Below are 16,362 nucleotides of genomic sequence, written 5' to 3'. Positions count from 1 at the left end.
CCGCGGTCGCGACGAGTCCGCGCCCGTCACCGACCCGGACGCTCTCGCCCCCGTGAGCATCGAGATCAACAACGAGTCGAGCGTCCCCGTCGACGAGGCCGCCCTGCTGCGCCTCGCCGGCTACGCGCTCGACTCGCTCCACGTGCACCCCGACGCCGAGCTCGCGATCGTGCTGGTCGACGAGGGCGCGATGGAGCAGCTGCACGTGCAGTGGATGGACGAGCCGGGGCCGACCGACGTGCTCAGCTTCCCGATGGACGAGCTGCGTCCCGGGACCGAGGACGAGCAGACCCCCGCGGGGCTCCTCGGCGACATCGTGCTCTGCCCGCAGGTCGCGCAGTCCCAGGCCGAGTCGGCCGGCCACTCCGTGCTCGACGAGCTGCAGCTGCTGACCGCCCACGGGCTCCTGCACCTGCTCGGCTTCGATCACGCCGAGCCGGAGGAGGAGCGCGAGATGTTCGGCATCCAGCGCGACATCCTGGTCGGCTTCCACATCAGCGAGCGACGCCGCTAGAGCGCGCCGTGCCCACTCTCCAGCTCCTCATCGCCGCCCTCGCGCTCGTCGCCGTCGGCGGCTGGTTCGCCGCGACCGACGCCGCCCTCGGCGTCCTCTCGCGCAGCGACCTGCTCGACATGGCCCAGCACTCCCGCAGCGCCCGCGCTCTCCGCGCGATCGCGGGCGACATGAGCGCCCACGTCAACGTCGTCAACTTCTCGCGGATCGCGGCCGAGACGACGGCCGCGGTGTTCGTCACCACGGTGCTGGTCGTCGAGGTCCCGCAGCTCTGGCTCGCGCTCCTGCTGGCGGTCCTGATCATGGCGGCGGTCTCGTTCGTCCTGGTCGGCTCCAGCCCCCGCAGCGTCGGGCGCGCCAACGCCCGCGCGGTCCTGTCCACCAGCGCCTCGCTCGTGCACGTGCTCCGGCTCGCGCTGGGTCCGGTCGCGCACGGGCTCGTGGCCCTCGGCAACCGGGTGACGCCGGGGACCGGGCGCTCGGCGGGGTTCTCCTCCGAGGAGCAGCTGCTCAGCATGGTCGACGAGGCGACCGAGCAGGACGTGCTCGAGCAGGACGACCGCGAGCTGATCCACTCGATCTTCGAGTTCAACGACACCTTCGTCCGCGAGGTGATGGTGCCCCGCACCGACATGGTGACGATCGAGGCGACCTCCTCCGTCGGCGCCGGCATGGGGCTCCTGCTGAGCCGCGGCATCTCCCGGCTCCCCGTCATCGGCGACGGCGTCGACGACGTCCTCGGCGTGCTCTACCTGCGCGACGTGGCCCGGCACACCTACGAGCGGCCGGACGACGACGACACGGTCGCCGATCTCGCGCGCCCCGCGCTGTTCGTGCCCGAGTCGAAGAAGGCCGACGAGCTGCTCCGCCAGATGCAGCTCGAGTCCAACCACCTCGCGATGGTGGTCGACGAGTACGGCGGCATCGCGGGCCTGGTGACGCTGGAGGACCTGATCGAGGAGCTCGTCGGCGACATCTCCGACGAGTACGACCGCGAGGTCGACCTCTTCGAGGAGACGGCGCCCGGGGTCTACCGCGTCTCGGCGCGCCTGCCGGTGGACGAGCTCGGCGAGCTGTTCGAGCTCGACCTCGAGGACGACGACGTCGACTCGGTCGGCGGACTGCTGACCAAGGCCTACGGGCGCCTCCCCGAGCGCGGCGCGACGGCGCGGATCGGCGGAGTGCTGCTCGAGGCCGAGCAGGCGGACCCGCGCCGTGGGACCATCTCCACGGTGATCGTCCGCCGCGATCCCGATCTGGACACCGCCGGCGAGCCCGGCACCGGCCCCGTCGCGATCATCGCGGACGGCGGCACCACCACCCCCAGCCCGAGCACGGCTCCCACCCGCGGAGCCACGGGCGATCAGCACGAGGACGCACGATGACCGACACCACTCCCGCCGCCGCTCCCTACCGGGCGGGCTTCGTGTCCTTCGTCGGCCGCCCGAACGTGGGCAAGTCGACGCTCACGAACGCCCTCGTCGGCGAGAAGATCGCCATCACGAGCTCGAAGCCCCAGACCACGCGGCGCGCTATCCGCGGCGTGGTGCACCGCACCGACGGCCAGCTGATCGTCGTCGACACCCCCGGCATCCACCGGCCGCGCACGCTCCTCGGAGAGCGGCTGAACTCGCTCGTCACCTCGACCCTCGGCGACGTCGACGTCATCGGGATGCTGTTCCCCGCGGACGAGCCGATCGGCCCGGGAGACCGCTTCATCAACGAGCAGCTCGACTCCTTCCCGCGCGCCCGGAAGGTCGCGATCGTCTCGAAGGTCGACCTCTCCTCGAAGAAGTCCGTGGCGAAGCAGCTGCTCGCCGTCTCGGAGCTGCGCGAGTGGGACACGATCGTGCCGATCTCGGCCGTGACCGAGGAGCAGCTGGACGTCCTGGCCGTCGAGCTCCTGCGCCTGATGCCGGTCTCGCCCGCCCTCTACCCGGAGGAGGCGGTGACCGACGAGGACCTGTCCTCGCGGATCGCCGAGTTCATCCGCGAGGCCGCCCTCGAGGGCGTCTCGGACGAGCTGCCGCACTCCCTCGCCGTGACGCTCGACGACATGGTCGAGCGCGAGGACGGCTCGCTGATCGACATCTACGCCAACGTCTTCGTGGAGCGCGACAGCCAGAAGGGCATCATCATCGGCAAGGGCGGCCAGCGTCTGCGCGAGGTGGGAGCCGTCTCCCGCGAGCAGATCGAGCGCCTGCTGGGCCGCCGCGTGTTCCTCTCCATCCGGGTGAAGGTCGCCAAGGAGTGGCAGCGCGACCCGAAGCTGCTGGGGCGCCTGGGCTTCTGACGCCGGAGGACGACGGCGGTCACCCTCCAGGACGACGCCCCCGGGCGCGCGGACCCGTAGCGTGGTCCTCATGCGCGCCCTCCTCGACCGACCGGCGGCCCTGCCGATCGCCGGGGCGCTGCTCGCCGCCCTCCATCTGCTGCTCGGGCTCACCGGGGTCACTCCGACCGAGCGGATCGCCGGCGGCCTCGTGCTCGCGCTGGCCCTCGCCGTCGCGGGATTCCTGCCCGCGCTCGCCCCCTCGCTCGTCGCGGTCGGCGCGCTCGCCGACGGAGGCGTCCTGCTCGGCGGCGTCCCCGTCGACGGGGTGCTCGTCGGCCTGGTCGTCCTCTGGCAGACGACCCGCCGGGTGGGCCCCTGGACCCGTGCCCTGGCGCTCGCGGGCGGCCTGATCCTCGCCGGGATCGGCGGCGTCACCGTCGCGCTCGGCCTCTCCGGCCCGCTCGATCCGTCCGGGCTCCCGGCGCGCGTGGAGTTCGTGGTCCTCGCCCTGGTCGCCCTCGCGGTCGCCTCCGTGCTCGGTGCGGCGAAGGTCCTCGTGTACCTCAACGCGCTGCGGGCGCCGGTCCTCGCGGGCGATCGGATCGACGCGCTGCTGACCCGGGTCGCCGGTCCGCAGGACCCCTTCGCGGTGGGGGTCGCCGGTGGTCAGGCGCTGGTGCTCCTCCTCGTCGCCGGCCTCCCGTTCGCCGGGGTGGAGGGCGCGATGCAGCTGCTGGTCGCGGGCGTGCTCGCGGTCGCGCTGGTGCTGCACCGGCGGTCCCCGGTCCTCGCCCTCTCGATCGCCTGGGCCGGTGCCGCCCTGCAGATGAGCGCGAGCCTCGCTCCCGGACCCGCGGATCTGGCCATCCTGGCCGTCCTCTTCGGCGCCGGCGCGTCGGAGTCGCGGCGGATGCGGATCGCGGGAGCGGTGTCGGCCGTCCTCGGCGCCGTGGTCGCCGTCGTCTACCTCGTCCTCGTCTTCGACCTCGTCGCGAGCGCCTACGACGGCCTCCTGTCGGCCGGAGCCACCTTCGGCGGGATCCTCGCGACGCTCGGCCTCTCCTGGACCATCGGACTGCTCTCCCGCTCGGTCCGCCGGGCGCGGGAGGGCCAGACCCTGCGCGCGCAGGCCGAGCAGGAGCGCGCCCGGGCGCAGCGCGAGCTCGACACCGTGGAGGAGCGCAACCGGATCGCCCGCGACATGCACGACGTCGTCGCCCACTCCCTCGCCGTCGTGATCGCGCAGGCGGACGGCGCGCGCTACCTCGGCGCCACCAGCCCCGAGCAGACCGACGCCGCGCTGCTGACCATCTCCTCCGTCGCCCGGGACGCCCTCGGCGACGTGCGCGTGCTCCTCGCCCAGCTGCGGCACTCGCAGAGCGACGGCCCGCAGCCCGGCGCCCGCGACCTGCCGGCCCTCCTCGACAGCGTGGGCGGAGCCGGAGCCCCCGTCCGCGCCGAGCTCGCCGTCGACCTGGAGGCGGTGCCGCGCGCCGTCGGTCTGGCCCTGTACCGGATCGCCCAGGAGGCGACCACGAACGCTCTCCGCCACGGCCGCCCGGGCTCGCCGCTCGACATCGCCCTGCGCCAGGACGGCGGCGAGCTCGCCCTGACCGTGCGCAACGCCCGGTGCGCCGACGTCGAGCGCGACTCCCTGCCGGGCGAGGGCCACGGCCTGGTCGGCATGCGCGAGCGCGCCGCGCTCGTCGGGGGAGTGCTCGCCGCCGGCCCGGTCGGGGACGACTTCGTCGTCGACGCGCGCCTGCCCTCCTCCCCGGCCCTCGCCCGCACCGCCCTACCCCTCGCCTCCGGAGGCAGCCCCGCATGACCGACACCATCCGCCTCGTCCTCGTCGACGACCAGGCCCTCTTCCGCGCCGGCATCCGCATGCTGCTCGGCTCGCAGCCCGACCTCGAGGTGGTCGGCGAGGCCTCGGACGGGGCGGAGGGCGCGGAGCTGGTCGCGCGGCTGGCCCCCGACGTCGTGCTGATGGACATCCGGATGCCGGGCGTCGACGGGATCGAGTCGACCCGGCGGATCCTCGCGGACGCGCAGGAGCGGCGGGTCGAGCCTCCGCGCATCCTCGTGCTGACCACCTTCGACCTCGACGAGGCGGCCGCGCGCGCCATCCGGGCGGGCGCGAGCGGCTTCCTCCTGAAGGACACGGAGCCCGGCTTCCTCCTCGCCTCCGTCCGCACCGTGCACGCGGGGACCGCCGTGGTCGCCGCCTCCGCGACCCGCGAGCTCTTCGAGCACTTCGGAGCGGCGGGCAGCGGACGCGAGACCCCGCCCGCCTTCGCGACCCTCACCGACCGCGAGCGCGAGATCTTCCACCTGGCCGCGCGGGGGATGAGCAACACCGAGATCGCGCGCGCCGAGTTCCTGAGCGAGGCGACGGTGAAGACGCACATCAGCCGCACCCTCGGCAAGCTCGGCCTGCGCGACCGCGTGCAGCTGGTGGTCTACGCCTACGAGAACGGCCTGGTCTCCTAGAGCGGGGCGCCGGGGTGACGCGCCGCGGGGGCGGTGCTACCCTGACCGGGTGCGCTTCGGACAGCTCCTCCTTCTCCGCCGCGACGAGATCTGATCCTCAGGCCATCCTCGTCGCGGAGTCCGTCGTCGGCTGAACCATCCCTCGCCCGCGAGGTCGATCCGCATCCGGATCCCCGCGAGACCGCCCGACCGGCACCGCCCACCAGCGGAGCCGCACGCGAGCGGGATCGGTCACGAGCGAGAACAGACACGTGCGCACCACTGCGCCGGGAGAGCACCTCATGCTGAACAACCAGAAGCCGTCGCCCATGCCGATCGGCAAGTACCGTCCCTTCCACGAGCTGATCGCCGTGGACCTGCCCGACCGCACCTGGCCGTCGAACCGCATCACCGCCGCGCCCCGCTGGTGCGCCGTGGACCTCCGCGACGGCAACCAGGCGCTCATCGACCCGATGAGCCCCGAGCGCAAGCGCATCATGTTCGATCTGCTGGTCCGGATGGGCTACAAGGAGATCGAGGTCGGGTTCCCGAGCGCGAGCCAGACCGACTTCGACTTCGTGCGCAGCCTCATCGAGGAGGGCGCGATCCCCGAGGACGTCACCATCCAGGTGCTGACCCAGGCCCGCGACCACCTGATCGAGCGCACCTACGAGTCGATCCGCGGCGCGCGCCAGGCGATCGTGCACCTCTACAACTCCACGAGCGTGCTGCAGCGCGAGGTCGTGTTCCGCAAGGACCGTCAGGGCATCATCGACATCGCGCTGGCCGGCGCCCGCAAGTGCCGCGAGATGGAGTCGACCGTCCCCGGCACGGCCGTCTACTACGAGTACTCGCCCGAGAGCTACACCGGCACCGAGCTCGACTTCGCCCGCGAGATCTGCGACCGGGTCGTCGAGGTCTTCGAGCCGACTCCCGAGCGCAAGGTCATCCTGAACCTGCCCGCCACCGTCGAGATGGCCACCCCGAACGTCTACGCCGACTCGATCGAGTGGATGAGCCGCAACCTCGCGCAGCGCGAGAACATCGTGCTGTCGCTGCACCCCCACAACGACCGCGGCACGGCCGTGGCGGCGGCCGAGCTGGGCTACCTGGCCGGTGCCGACCGGATCGAGGGCTGCCTCTTCGGCAACGGCGAGCGCACCGGCAACGTCGATCTGGTCGCGTTGGGCGTGAACCTGTTCACCCAGGGGATCGACCCGCAGATCGACTTCAGCGACATGGACGGCATCAAGCGCACCGCCGAGTACTGCAACCAGCTGCCCGTGCCCGAGCGCAGCCCCTGGGCGGGCGACCTGGTCTTCACCGCCTTCAGCGGCTCGCACCAGGACGCCATCAAGAAGGGCTTCGAGGCGATGCAGGCCGAGGCCGAGCGGACCGGCCGCAGCGTCGACGAGCTCACCTGGGCCGTGCCCTACCTGCCGGTGGACCCGAAGGACCTGGGCCGCTCCTACGAGGCGGTCATCCGCGTCAACTCGCAGTCCGGCAAGGGCGGAGTCGCGTACCTGCTGAAGACGGACCACGCGCTCGACCTGCCGCGCCGGCTGCAGATCGAGTTCTCGGGCGTCGTGCAGGCCAAGACCGACGCCGAGGGCGGCGAGGTCACGAGCGAGCAGATCTGGACGGTGTTCCAGGACGAGTACCTGCCCGCGCCCGCCGAGCGCGCCGACGAGAAGTGGGGCCGCTTCGAGCTGCTGCGCACGAACACGTCGAGCGATCTGGGCGGCAGCATCGCGCTGGACGCGGTCCTCCGGGTGGGCGACGAGAGCGTGTCGGCCAGCTCGCGGGGCAACGGCCCGATCAACGCCTTCGAGGCCGTGCTGGAGCAGCAGGGCGTCGAGGTCCGGGTCCTCGACTACGTCGAGCACGCGCTCAGCGCCGGCGGCGACGCGCTGGCCGCCTCGTACGTCGAGTGCACGGTGAACGGCCGCACCCTGTGGGGCGTGGGCGTGGACGCCGACATCTCGACGGCCTCCCTCAAGGCCATCGTCTCGGCCGTCAACCGCGCCCTGCGCGAGGAGGTCCCTGTCCGCGAGCTGGCCGGCGCCTCCGCCTGATCGGGCCCGATCCCCGCCGGGGGAGCCGTGACGCGTCGCGGCTCCCCCGGCGTTCCCGTGCGCGGACCGCGCGGGACTCCGCTCCCTGCGTCCGGGTCGGCCGCCGCTAGGTCCGGCGGCGCCAGCGCAGGCGCGGCACCCCGCTGAGCGCGCGCTGCTCGGGCAGGCTCCAGCCGTAGCGGACCGCGAGCAGGCGGATGACCGTGGTCACGCCCACCGCGAGCGGCGCGGCGAAGTCGATCGTCACTCCGAAGCGCAGCGCGAGGACCAGGACGCCCGTGCCCACCGAGGCGGCGACCGCGTAGAGCGAGCCGACGTGCATCAGCGCGATCGGCCGGTTCAGCAGGATGTCTCGGACGACGGATCCGCCGACGGCCGAGACGGTGCCGACGAACACGGCCGGCACCTCCGGCACGCCGAGCGACAGGGCCTTCGTGGTGCCGATCGCGCCGAAGAGTCCGAGGGTCAGCGCGTCGAGGGCGGTGATCGTCCCGTCGACCCGGTTCAGCAGGTGCTGGAGCAGCATCCCGAGCAGGGAGGCGGTCACCGCGACGATCAGGTACGCGTCGGTGTGCAGGGCCACCAGGGGCGTCTGGAGCAGCAGATCGCGGAGCACGCCGCCGCCGAGGCCGGTGGCCGTGCCGATGATCGTGACGCCGAGCAGGTCGATCCGGCGGTCGCGGAACTCGCCCGCGAACATCGCGCCCTGGAGGCAGCCGATGGCGATCGCGAGCAGGTCGGCCCAGGCCGGGATCTCGAAGAGGGAGGCTGCCACCCGGACATCGTTCCACGGCGCGGGCCCTGCTCCGGCCGGGCTGCCAGCCGGGTGTCGGGGGTCGGGGGGATAATCGGAGGATGCCCACCTATCGCGACGAAGCCGTGGTGCTCCGCACGCACAAGCTGGGCGAGGCCGACCGCATCGTGACGCTGCTCTCGCGCAGCCACGGCAAGATCCGCGCGGTGGCGAAGGGCGTTCGCAAGACCGGCTCCAAGTTCGGCTCGCGGCTCGAGCCGTTCATGGTCGCCGACCTCCAGCTCTACGAGGGCCGGAGCCTCGACATCGTCACGCAGGCCGAGTCGCTCGGCGCCTACGGTGCGCTGATCGCCGCCGACTACGACAGCTACACGGCGGCGAGCGCGATGGTCGAGACGGCGGACCGCCTCACCGACGCGGACGCCTCCCTGCAGCAGTACCTGCTGCTCGTCGGGGCCCTGCGCTCGCTCTCGAAGCACGAGCACGAGCCGGTGCTGACGCTCGACTCCTACCTCCTGCGGGCGCTCTCGATCGCGGGCTGGGCGCCCAGCTTCGAGGACTGCGCGCGCTGCGGCGCTCCCGGGCCCCACGGCGCGGTCGTGGTGCAGCTCGGAGGCGTCGTCTGCGCCGACTGCACGCCGCCCGGCGCACCGCGGGTCGCTCCGGAGGTCGTGGTCCTGCTGGGCGCACTTCTCACGGGAGACTGGGCCCACGCCGAGACCACCGAGCCGACCACGCGGTCGCGGGCGAGCGGAGTGGTCGCCGCCTACACGCAGTTCCACCTCGAACGCGGTCTGAGATCCCTGGAGCACGTCACCCGATGAAGCCCTTCACCCACAAGGACGCCGAGCCGTACCGCCCTCTCGACTGGACCGGGATCCACCCGCCCGCGATCCCGCGGAAGGCCGTTCCGGGGCACGTCGCCATCGTGATGGACGGGAACGGCCGCTGGGCGAACTCCCGCGGCCTGACGAGGATCGAGGGGCACAAGCGCGGCGAGACGGCGCTGCTGGACGTCGTGGCCGGAGCGATCCAGATCGGCGTGAAGCACCTCAGCGTCTACGCGTTCTCGACCGAGAACTGGAAGCGCTCGCCCGAGGAGGTGCGCTTCCTGATGGGCTTCAACCGCGACGTGCTGCACCGCCGCCGCGATCAGCTCAACGAGTGGGGCGTGCGCGTCCGCTGGGCCGGGCGGAAGCCGCGCCTGTGGGCGTCGGTGATCAACGAGCTGCAGTTCGCCGAGCGGATGACCGCGGACAACGACGTGCTCACCCTCACCATGTGCGTCAACTACGGCGGGCGCACCGAGATCGCCGACGCGGTGCAGCGGCTCGCCGCCGAGGTCCAGGCGGGGCGGCTCAAGCCCTCCGGCATCTCCGAGAAGACGATCGCCCGGGCGCTCTACGTGCCGGAGATGCCTGACGTCGACCTCTTCGTGCGCTCCTCCGGCGAGCAGCGCACCAGCAACTTCCTGCTCTGGCAGAGCGCCTACGCCGAGATGGTGTTCCTCGACCGGCTCTGGCCGGACTTCACGCGGACCGACCTCTGGGACGCGATCGAGCACTACTCCGGCCGCTCCCGCCGCTTCGGCGGCGCGGTCGACGTGCCGGGGGCCTCCTCGTGATCCGGGCCGGGATCGTGGGCTTCGGGCTCGCCGGCAGCGTCTTCCACGGTCCGTTCCTCGCGGCCGACCCGGCGTTCGAGGTCGTCGCCGTCTCCACCCGCGACGCCGGTCGGAGGGCCGCGGCCTCCGCCGCGCATCCGGAGGCCCGGATCGTGCCCGACCTCGACGCGGTGCTCGCCGAGCGGCCGGAGCTGGTCGTGCTCGCCTCGCCGCCGTCGGTGCACCGGGAGCAGGCCGTCCGGGTGCTCGAGGCCGGTGTCGCCGTCGTGATCGACAAGCCCTTCGCACCGAGCACCGCCGACGCGGACGCGATCATCGCCGCCTCCGAGCGGAGCGGTGCGCCCGTCTTCGTCTTCCAGAACCGGCGCTGGGACGCCGATCTGCTCACGCTCCGCCGCCTCCTGGGCGAAGGGGTCCTCGGCAAGGTCCTCCGCTTCGAGTCGACCTTCGAGCGCTGGAGCGCGCCGAAGACGGGCCGGTGGCAGAGCGAGACGGGTCCGGCCGAGGGCGGCGGGATCCTCTTCGATCTCGGCAGCCACCTGGTCGACCAGGCGCTGCTGCTGTTCGGCCCGGCGGTCGTCACGGCGGCCGAGGCCCGGACCGTCCACGAGGGCTCGGCGAGCGAGGACGACGCGTTCGTCTCGCTCCTGCATCACAGCGGCGTCCGCTCCCACCTCACCATGAGCCGCGTCGCCCGGGCGACCGGCCCCCGCTTCCGCGTGCTCGGCACCCGCGCCGCCTTCAGCGTCGACGGTCTCGATCCGCAGGAGACCGCGCTCCGCACCGGCGGCGCCCGACCGGACGACGACGGCTTCGGCGAGGTCGCGCCGGAGGGATGGGGCGTCCTCGTCGACGACTCCGGCGCACACCCCGTGCCGAGTGAGCGGGGACGCTACGCCGCGTTCCTCGAGCAGGTCGCGCGGTCGCTCCAGGACGGCGCTCCCTCGCCGGTCGACGTCCGCGAGGCCCGCGAGGTCGTCGCCGTGCTCGAGCAGGCGCACGCCCTCGCCGCCCGCTGACCGGGCCCGCCGCCGACGCGCCCGGTCGCTCCCCGGTCTTGGCGATCCGGCTCCGGAGCGTCATCCTCGAGAGGTGAGCACCGCACTGCCGAACTCCGCCGACCTGCGCGCGCGCTTCGCCGGTGCCCGCGGCTACCACAACGCCTGCACCCTCGGTCTGCCGCCGCGGGAGACCGTCGAGGCGCTGCGGGCGGACCTCGACGGCTGGTCGTCCGGGGAGAGCACGGCCGCCGCCTACGGCGCTGTCGCCGAGCGCGCGCGTGCCTCGTTCGCCGCGATCTCCGGCGTCCCGGTCGACCGGGTCGCCATCGGCTCGCAGACCTCCGCCATGGCCGCCGTGCTCGCCGCCTCGCTGCCCGACGGGGCCCGCGTGCTCTGCATTGACGGCGACTTCTCCTCCATCGTGTTCCCCTTCCTCGCCCAGGCGCACCGCGGAGTGACCGTGCGCTCCGTCGCGCTCGAGGCGCTGGCCGACTCCGTCGAGGACGGGGACGACCTCGTCGTCTTCTCCGCCGTGCAGTCCAGCAGCGGAGCGCTCGCCGATCTCGACGCCGTCCTCGAGGCGGCCGCGCGCCACGGAGTGCGGACCGCGTGCGACCTCACGCAGGCGGCCGGCGTCCTGCCGGTCGACGCCTCCCGCTTCGACGCGACCCTCACCCACGCCTACAAGTGGCTGTGCTCGCCGCGCGGAGTGGCGTTCCTCACCGTCTCGCCCGCCTACGCGGCCGAGCTCGTCCCCGTGCAGGCGGGCTGGTACTCGGGGGAGGACGTGTGGTCGTCCTGCTACGGTCCGGCCATGCACCTGGCCGAGAACGCCCGCCGCTTCGACGTCTCGCCGGCCTGGCAGGCGTTCGCCGGCGCCGAGGCGTCGCTCGCTCTGTTCCGCTCGCTCGACCTCGACGCGGTCTGGGCGCACGCCTCCGGCCTCGGCGACCTGCTGTGCGAGCGGCTGGACCGGGAGCCTCAGCACCGGGCGCTGGTGTCCTGGCCGGACGAGGGGGGAGCGGACCTGGAGCTGCTGCAGGCCGCGGGTCTGCGCGTCTCGGGCCGCGGCGGCCGGCTCCGCATCGCCTTCCACCTCTGGAACGACGAGTCCGACGTGGACGAGCTCGTCCGCGTGCTGCGGGAATAGCGGGGCGCCCCCTCCGTTGTCCTGGGGGTGAGTGCTGAGCCGAGCCCCCTGTCCGTCGACGTCTGGTCCGACATCGCCTGCCCCTGGTGCTACATCGGGAAGCGCCGGTTCGAGCGCGGGCTCGAGGCCTTCCGCGCGGCGCACCCCGAGGCTCCGGAGGTCGTCGTGGAGTACCGCAGCTTCGAGCTCTCGCCGGACACGCCGGAGGACTACCGCGGGGGAGAGGCGGCGTTCCTCGCCGAGCACAAGGGCATCCCGGAGGCGCAGGCGCAGCAGATGCTCGACTCCGTCACGGCGATCGCGGCGAGTGTCGGCCTCGACTACCACTTCGAGTCGGTGCGCCACGTCAAGACGGTCACCGCCCACCAGGCGCTCCACCACGCCAAGGAGAACGGACTGCAGCTCGAGCTCGTCGAGCGTCTCCTGAGCGCGTACTTCGTCGAGGGCCGCGACCTGGCCGATCCGGAAGTGCTCGCCTCGCTCGCCGGCGAGGTCGGGCTCGACCCGGCGGAGACGCGCCGCGCTCTCGAGGACCGGCGCTACCTCGGGCGGGTGCAGTCCGACATCGCCCAGGCCCGCGAGTACGGGATCTCGGGGGTGCCGTTCTTCGTCCTCGACGGGCGCTTCGGCGTCTCCGGCGTCCAGGAGCCGGCGGCGTTCACCGAGGTCCTCGAGCACGTGCTGGAGCAGCGGGCGGCCGTCGCGTGAGCGGGCCGTTCGAGATGCTCGGCGACTCCGGCGGGCCGCTGTGCGAGGACGGCGTCTGCGCCGTGCCGCAGGCCGCGGAAGCGCAGGCCGAGGTGCCGCCGATCAGCGCGGAGGCTCCTCCACGGTGATGTCGGCCACGGTCGCGCCGTAGGCGGCCACGAGGGCGTCCGCGTCGACGAAGGCGCTGCGCCCGTCGGCGCCGGCTCCCATCGCCACGCGGCGGCCGAGGATCCGCTCGTCGGCGTAGACCGGCCAGGCCGTCGTGGAGCCGATCGGGGTGATGGTGCCGCGCCGGTAGCCGGTCGCCTCGAGGGCGGCCGTCTCGTCCGGGAGGCGGAGCTTGTTCACTCCGACCACCGCGCGCAGCTTCGGCCACGCGATCTGCCGCCCGCCGGGGACGAGGGCGAACAGGTAGCCGCCGTCGTGGCGCTTCACTACGAGCGACTTCACGATGTAGCCGGGCTCGATGCCGAGCAGCGCGGCCGCCTCGTGCAGGCTGCCGGCAGCGGGCCTCTCCACGATCTCGACCGCCAGGCCGCGGGCGGACGCGTCCGCCTCCAGCCGCTGCGAACCGTCCTCCACAGGTGTGCTCCCGTTCATCTCTCCACCTCTCAGCTCGTCACTCCGCCTTCCCCAACACAGGATCTGGGAGAATCGATACCGATGTCCTCCACTCTCACGGCCGCCCCGCCCGCGCGCACCGCGCCGGCGCTCCGGATCGGCCCCCTCGAACTCGACGCGCCGGTGGTGCTCGCCCCCATGGCGGGCATCACCAACACGGCGTTCCGCCGCCTCTGCCGCGAGTTCGGCAACGGCCTCTACGTGAGCGAGATGATCACCTCCCGCGCGCTCGTCGAGCGCACGCCGGAGTCGATGCGCCTCATCCGCCACCACCCCAGCGAGTCGGTGCGCTCGATCCAGCTCTACGGAGTGGACCCGGTCACGGTCGCCGAGGCGGTCACCATGCTCGTCGCCGAGGACCGGGCCGACCACATCGACCTCAACTTCGGCTGCCCCGTGCCCAAGGTCACCCGGAAGGGCGGGGGAGCGGCCCTGCCGTGGAAGCTCCCGCTGTTCCGGCAGATCGTCGAGGGCGCCGTGAAGGCCGCCGGCGACGTCCCGCTCACCGTCAAGATGCGCAAGGGCATCGACCCGGACCACCTCACCTACCTCGAGGCCGCCCGTGCCGCCGAGGGCGCCGGAGTCGCGTCGATCGCGCTGCACGCGCGCACCGCCTCCGAGTTCTACAGCGGGCACGCCGACTGGTCGGCGATCGCCACGCTCAAGGAGACGGTCACGAGCGTGCCCGTGCTGGGCAACGGCGACATCTGGTCGGCCGAGGACGCGCTGCGGATGATGGCCGAGACGGGCTGCGACGGAGTCGTCGTCGGTCGCGGCTGCCTCGGGCGCCCCTGGCTCTTCGGCGACCTCGCCGCCGCGTTCGCCGGCTCCGACGAGCGGTTCCGCCCCTCGCTCGGACAGGTCGCCGAGGCGTTCCGCCGCCACGCGGAGCTGCTCGTCGACTTCTTCGAGAGCGAGGAGCGCGGCTGCCGCGACATCCGCAAGCACGTCGCCTGGTACTTCAAGGGCTACGCCGTCGGCGGCGACCTCCGCGCCCGCCTGGCCACGGTCGAGTCGCTCGCGCAGCTCGACGACCTCCTGGCGACGCTCGACTGGACGCAGCCCTACCCGGGCGAGGCGGCCGAGGGGCAGCGGGGCCGCGCCGGCTCGCCCAAGGTCCCCTCCCTCCCGGACCGCTGGCTCGAGTCCCGCGAGCTCGACGCCGGGCAGCGCGACGCGGTCTCGGCCGCCGAGATCCACAACAGCGGTGGATGACCGCGCGCTCTGGGGGTACTCGCTCGTCGACACCGAGCGATTCCTGCCGGAGGACCACTCGACCCGCCGCTCCGACTTCGCCCGCGACCGCGCCCGGCTCTTCCACTCCAGCGCGCTCCGCCGCCTGGCCGCGAAGACCCAGGTGCTCAGCCCCACGGCGGGCGTCGACTTCGCGCGCAACCGCCTGACCCACTCGCTCGAGGTGGCGCAGATCGGCCGGGAGCTCGCCACGAGCCTCGACCTCGACCCCGACGTCGTCGACACGGCCTGCCTCGCGCACGACATCGGGCATCCGCCGTTCGGGCACAACGGCGAGCGCGCGCTCAACACCTGGGCCGAGGGGATCGGCGGCTTCGAGGGCAACGCGCAGACCTTCCGGCTGCTCACGCGGCTCGAGCCGAAGGTGTTCGGCGACGACGCCCGCCCCTACGGGCTGAACCTCACCCGCGCCAGCATCGACGCGAGCTGCAAGTACCCCTGGCCCGACACGCGCTCGGTCGCCGACCCGTCGGGGCGCGCCAAGTTCGGCTTCTACGCCGACGACGCCCCCGCGTTCGCCTGGATGCGCGAGGGCGCCCCCGAGGGGGTGCGCTGCATCGAGGCCGAGGTGATGGACCTCTCGGACGACATCGCCTACTCCGTGCACGACTTCGAGGACGCGGTGGTCTCCGGCTACATCGACGTCGAAGCACTCGGCTCCCGCGCCGACCACGAGGACCTCGTGCAGTCGATGCACTCCTGGGTCGGCGGGGAGGTCGGACACGACGAGCTCGTCGCCGCTTTCGACCGTCTCGACTCGCTCGACGTGTGGGTCTCCTCCTGGGACGGCTCCCGCCGCGACCAGGCCCGGCTCAAGAACCTCACCAGCCAGCTCATCGGCCGCTTCGCCGCCGCCGCCACCGAAGCCACCCGCGAGGCGTACCAGCACCCCGACCTCGTCCGCTTCGGCGGCCACGTCGTCGTCCCCCGCGAGCAGCAGGCCGAGATCGCCGTGCTCAAGGGGATCGTCGCGACGTTCGTGATGTCGCGGAACACCCGCCAGCCCATCTACGCCCAGCAGCGCGAAGTCCTCACCCGCCTCGCCGACACCCTCCTCGACCGCGGCCCGGGAACCCTCGAGCCCGGCTTCGCCGAGGACTGGCACGCCGCCCCCGACGACGACGCCCGCCGCCGCGTCGTCGTCGACCAGGTCGCCAACCTCACCGACCAGAGCGCCCTCGCCTGGTTCGAGAGGCTGTGCTGATGCGCTGAGCCGGGCGGCGCCCGGCTCAGCTGTGCCGCCGGTCCCTGCCCGGCGTCACCGCGGTCGGCTTGCCGAGGTGGTGCGTTCGAGGGATCGGGGTGCGTCCGCCTAGGGCGATCCGCTGTTACGCGGATCGGCCGTTCGGCTGTGCTCGATTGCACGCCGGTCCTCGCCCGGCGTGGCGCGGTCGGCTTGGCGACGTGGTGCGTTTCGTGGAGCGGGGTGCGTCCGCCTAGGGCGATCCGCTGGGACGCGGATCGGCCGTTCGGCGGTGCCGGTGGCACGCCGGTCTCTGCCCGGCTCGGCGCGGTCGGCTTCTCGGGGTGGTGCGTTCGTGGAGCGGGGTGCGTCCGCCTAGGGCGATCCGCTGGCACGCGGATCGACCGTTCGGCGGTGCCGGTGGCACGCCGGTCCCTGCCCGGCGTGGCGCGGTCGGCTTGTCGAGGTGGTGCGTTCCAGGAAGCGGGGTGCGTCCGCCTAGGGCGATCCGCTGGTACGCGGATCACCCGTTCGGCGGTGCCGGTGGCACGCCGGTCCTCGGCCGGCGTGCCGCGGTCGGCTTGGCGACGTGGTGCGATTCGTGGAGCGGGGTGCGTCCGCCTGGGGCGATCCGCTGGCACGCGGATCGGCCGTTCAGCGGTGCCGGGGCACGCCGGTCACCGCCAGGCGTCACCGCGGTCGGCTTGCGGGATGGCGGGTTCCAGGGAGCC

The 16,362-nt window shown here is 73.1% G+C and carries 15 protein-coding genes; 13 read left to right on the top strand and 2 right to left on the bottom strand.

Annotated elements, in window-relative coordinates; translation table 11 throughout:
• Nucleotides 1-52 precede the first annotated feature (52 nt).
• The 6 genes from ybeY (at nt 53) to leuA (ending at nt 7,336) form a co-directional block, all read left to right on the top strand.
• A complete protein-coding gene (ybeY, locus tag C5C25_RS14280; protein ID WP_104223424.1) occupies nt 53-514 on the top strand; it encodes an rRNA maturation RNase YbeY in 462 nt (153 codons plus the stop codon).
• 8 nt (nt 515-522) lie between these two features.
• Nucleotides 523-1,899 carry a hemolysin family protein gene (locus C5C25_RS14275; protein ID WP_104223425.1) on the top strand — a complete coding sequence of 459 codons (1,377 nt, stop codon included), beginning with the start codon at nt 523-525 and terminating at the stop codon, nt 1,897-1,899.
• Nucleotides 1,896-2,807: a GTPase Era gene (era, locus tag C5C25_RS14270; protein ID WP_104223426.1), complete on the top strand. Its 912-nt coding sequence runs from the start codon at nt 1,896-1,898 to the stop codon at nt 2,805-2,807. Before C5C25_RS14275 ends, era begins: the two co-directional genes overlap by 4 nt.
• 70 nt (nt 2,808-2,877) lie before the next feature.
• A complete protein-coding gene (locus C5C25_RS14265; RefSeq protein WP_146079482.1) occupies nt 2,878-4,617 on the top strand; it encodes a sensor histidine kinase in 1,740 nt (579 codons plus the stop codon).
• Nucleotides 4,614-5,282, top strand: a complete 669-nt coding sequence (locus C5C25_RS14260) for a response regulator transcription factor (protein WP_104234459.1) — start codon at nt 4,614-4,616, stop codon at nt 5,280-5,282. The genes C5C25_RS14265 and C5C25_RS14260 overlap by 4 nt, the downstream gene beginning before the upstream one ends.
• Before the next feature lie 281 nt (nt 5,283-5,563).
• Nucleotides 5,564-7,336: a 2-isopropylmalate synthase gene (gene leuA / locus C5C25_RS14255; RefSeq protein ID WP_104250981.1), complete on the top strand. Its 1,773-nt coding sequence runs from the start codon at nt 5,564-5,566 to the stop codon at nt 7,334-7,336.
• A gap of 106 nt (nt 7,337-7,442) precedes the next feature.
• On the opposite strand, the gene C5C25_RS14250 is transcribed toward leuA, so the two are convergent.
• Entirely contained in the window at nt 7,443-8,111 is a 669-nt protein-coding gene (locus C5C25_RS14250; RefSeq protein ID WP_104223430.1) for a trimeric intracellular cation channel family protein, read from the bottom strand.
• 80 nt (nt 8,112-8,191) lie between these two features.
• Between C5C25_RS14250 and recO the strand changes: the two genes are divergently transcribed.
• The 5 genes from recO to C5C25_RS14225 all read left to right on the top strand — a co-directional run bounded on the left by recO (nt 8,192) and on the right by C5C25_RS14225 (nt 12,573).
• A complete protein-coding gene (recO, locus tag C5C25_RS14245) occupies nt 8,192-8,914 on the top strand; it encodes a DNA repair protein RecO (protein WP_104223431.1) in 723 nt (240 codons plus the stop codon).
• Complete coding sequence (locus C5C25_RS14240) at nt 8,911-9,714, top strand: isoprenyl transferase (protein ID WP_104250980.1); 804 nt, start codon at nt 8,911-8,913, stop codon at nt 9,712-9,714. Before recO ends, C5C25_RS14240 begins: the two co-directional genes overlap by 4 nt.
• Nucleotides 9,711-10,733 carry a Gfo/Idh/MocA family oxidoreductase gene (locus C5C25_RS14235; RefSeq protein ID WP_104250979.1) on the top strand — a complete coding sequence of 341 codons (1,023 nt, stop codon included), beginning with the start codon at nt 9,711-9,713 and terminating at the stop codon, nt 10,731-10,733. The genes C5C25_RS14240 and C5C25_RS14235 overlap by 4 nt, the downstream gene beginning before the upstream one ends.
• A 73-nt stretch (nt 10,734-10,806) precedes the next feature.
• The gene (locus C5C25_RS14230) at nt 10,807-11,865 is read left to right on the top strand and encodes an aminotransferase class V-fold PLP-dependent enzyme (protein ID WP_104250978.1); all 1,059 of its coding nucleotides are present in this window, start codon (nt 10,807-10,809) and stop codon (nt 11,863-11,865) included.
• A 27-nt stretch (nt 11,866-11,892) separates the two neighbouring features.
• Nucleotides 11,893-12,573 carry a DsbA family protein gene (locus C5C25_RS14225; RefSeq protein ID WP_104250977.1) on the top strand — a complete coding sequence of 227 codons (681 nt, stop codon included), beginning with the start codon at nt 11,893-11,895 and terminating at the stop codon, nt 12,571-12,573.
• 102 nt (nt 12,574-12,675) lie between these two features.
• On the opposite strand, the gene C5C25_RS14220 is transcribed toward C5C25_RS14225, so the two are convergent.
• The gene (locus C5C25_RS14220) at nt 12,676-13,173 is read right to left on the bottom strand and encodes an aminoacyl-tRNA deacylase (RefSeq protein ID WP_104250976.1); all 498 of its coding nucleotides are present in this window, start codon (nt 13,171-13,173) and stop codon (nt 12,676-12,678) included.
• Between the two features lie 63 nt (nt 13,174-13,236).
• Here C5C25_RS14220 and dusB point away from each other — a divergent pair, with 63 nt between their 5' ends.
• Nucleotides 13,237-14,409, top strand: coding sequence for a tRNA dihydrouridine synthase DusB (gene dusB, locus C5C25_RS14215; protein WP_104250975.1), 1,173 nt, complete (start codon nt 13,237-13,239; stop codon nt 14,407-14,409).
• Nucleotides 14,402-15,652 (top strand): deoxyguanosinetriphosphate triphosphohydrolase, encoded by a 1,251-nt coding sequence (locus C5C25_RS14210; protein ID WP_104223438.1) that lies wholly within the window; start codon nt 14,402-14,404, stop codon nt 15,650-15,652. Before dusB ends, C5C25_RS14210 begins: the two co-directional genes overlap by 8 nt.
• The last annotated feature ends 710 nt before the right edge of the window (nt 15,653-16,362 follow it).

This window comes from Rathayibacter sp. AY2B9 (assembly GCF_002931595.1).
Classification (GTDB): Bacteria; Actinomycetota; Actinomycetes; order Actinomycetales; family Microbacteriaceae; genus Rathayibacter.
The sequence above is the reverse complement of the archived record's forward strand: the minus strand, read 5'-3'. Positions and strand labels throughout refer to the sequence as shown.

Bases quoted from the DNA above. Each gene is read 5' to 3' on its own strand.
- recO (WP_104223431.1), top strand. From the start codon at position 8,192: ATGCCCACCTATCGCGACGAAGCCGTGGTGCTCCGCACGCACAAGCTG.
- C5C25_RS14260 (WP_104234459.1), top strand. From the start codon at position 4,614: ATGACCGACACCATCCGCCTCGTCCTCGTCGACGACCAGGCCCTCTTC.
- C5C25_RS14265 (WP_146079482.1), top strand. From the start codon at position 2,878: ATGCGCGCCCTCCTCGACCGACCGGCGGCCCTGCCGATCGCCGGGGCG.
- C5C25_RS14220 (WP_104250976.1), bottom strand. From the start codon at position 13,173: ATGAACGGGAGCACACCTGTGGAGGACGGTTCGCAGCGGCTGGAGGCG.
- era (WP_104223426.1), top strand. From the start codon at position 1,896: ATGACCGACACCACTCCCGCCGCCGCTCCCTACCGGGCGGGCTTCGTG.
- leuA (WP_104250981.1), top strand. From the start codon at position 5,564: ATGCTGAACAACCAGAAGCCGTCGCCCATGCCGATCGGCAAGTACCGT.
- dusB (WP_104250975.1), top strand. From the start codon at position 13,237: ATGTCCTCCACTCTCACGGCCGCCCCGCCCGCGCGCACCGCGCCGGCG.
- C5C25_RS14240 (WP_104250980.1), top strand. From the start codon at position 8,911: ATGAAGCCCTTCACCCACAAGGACGCCGAGCCGTACCGCCCTCTCGAC.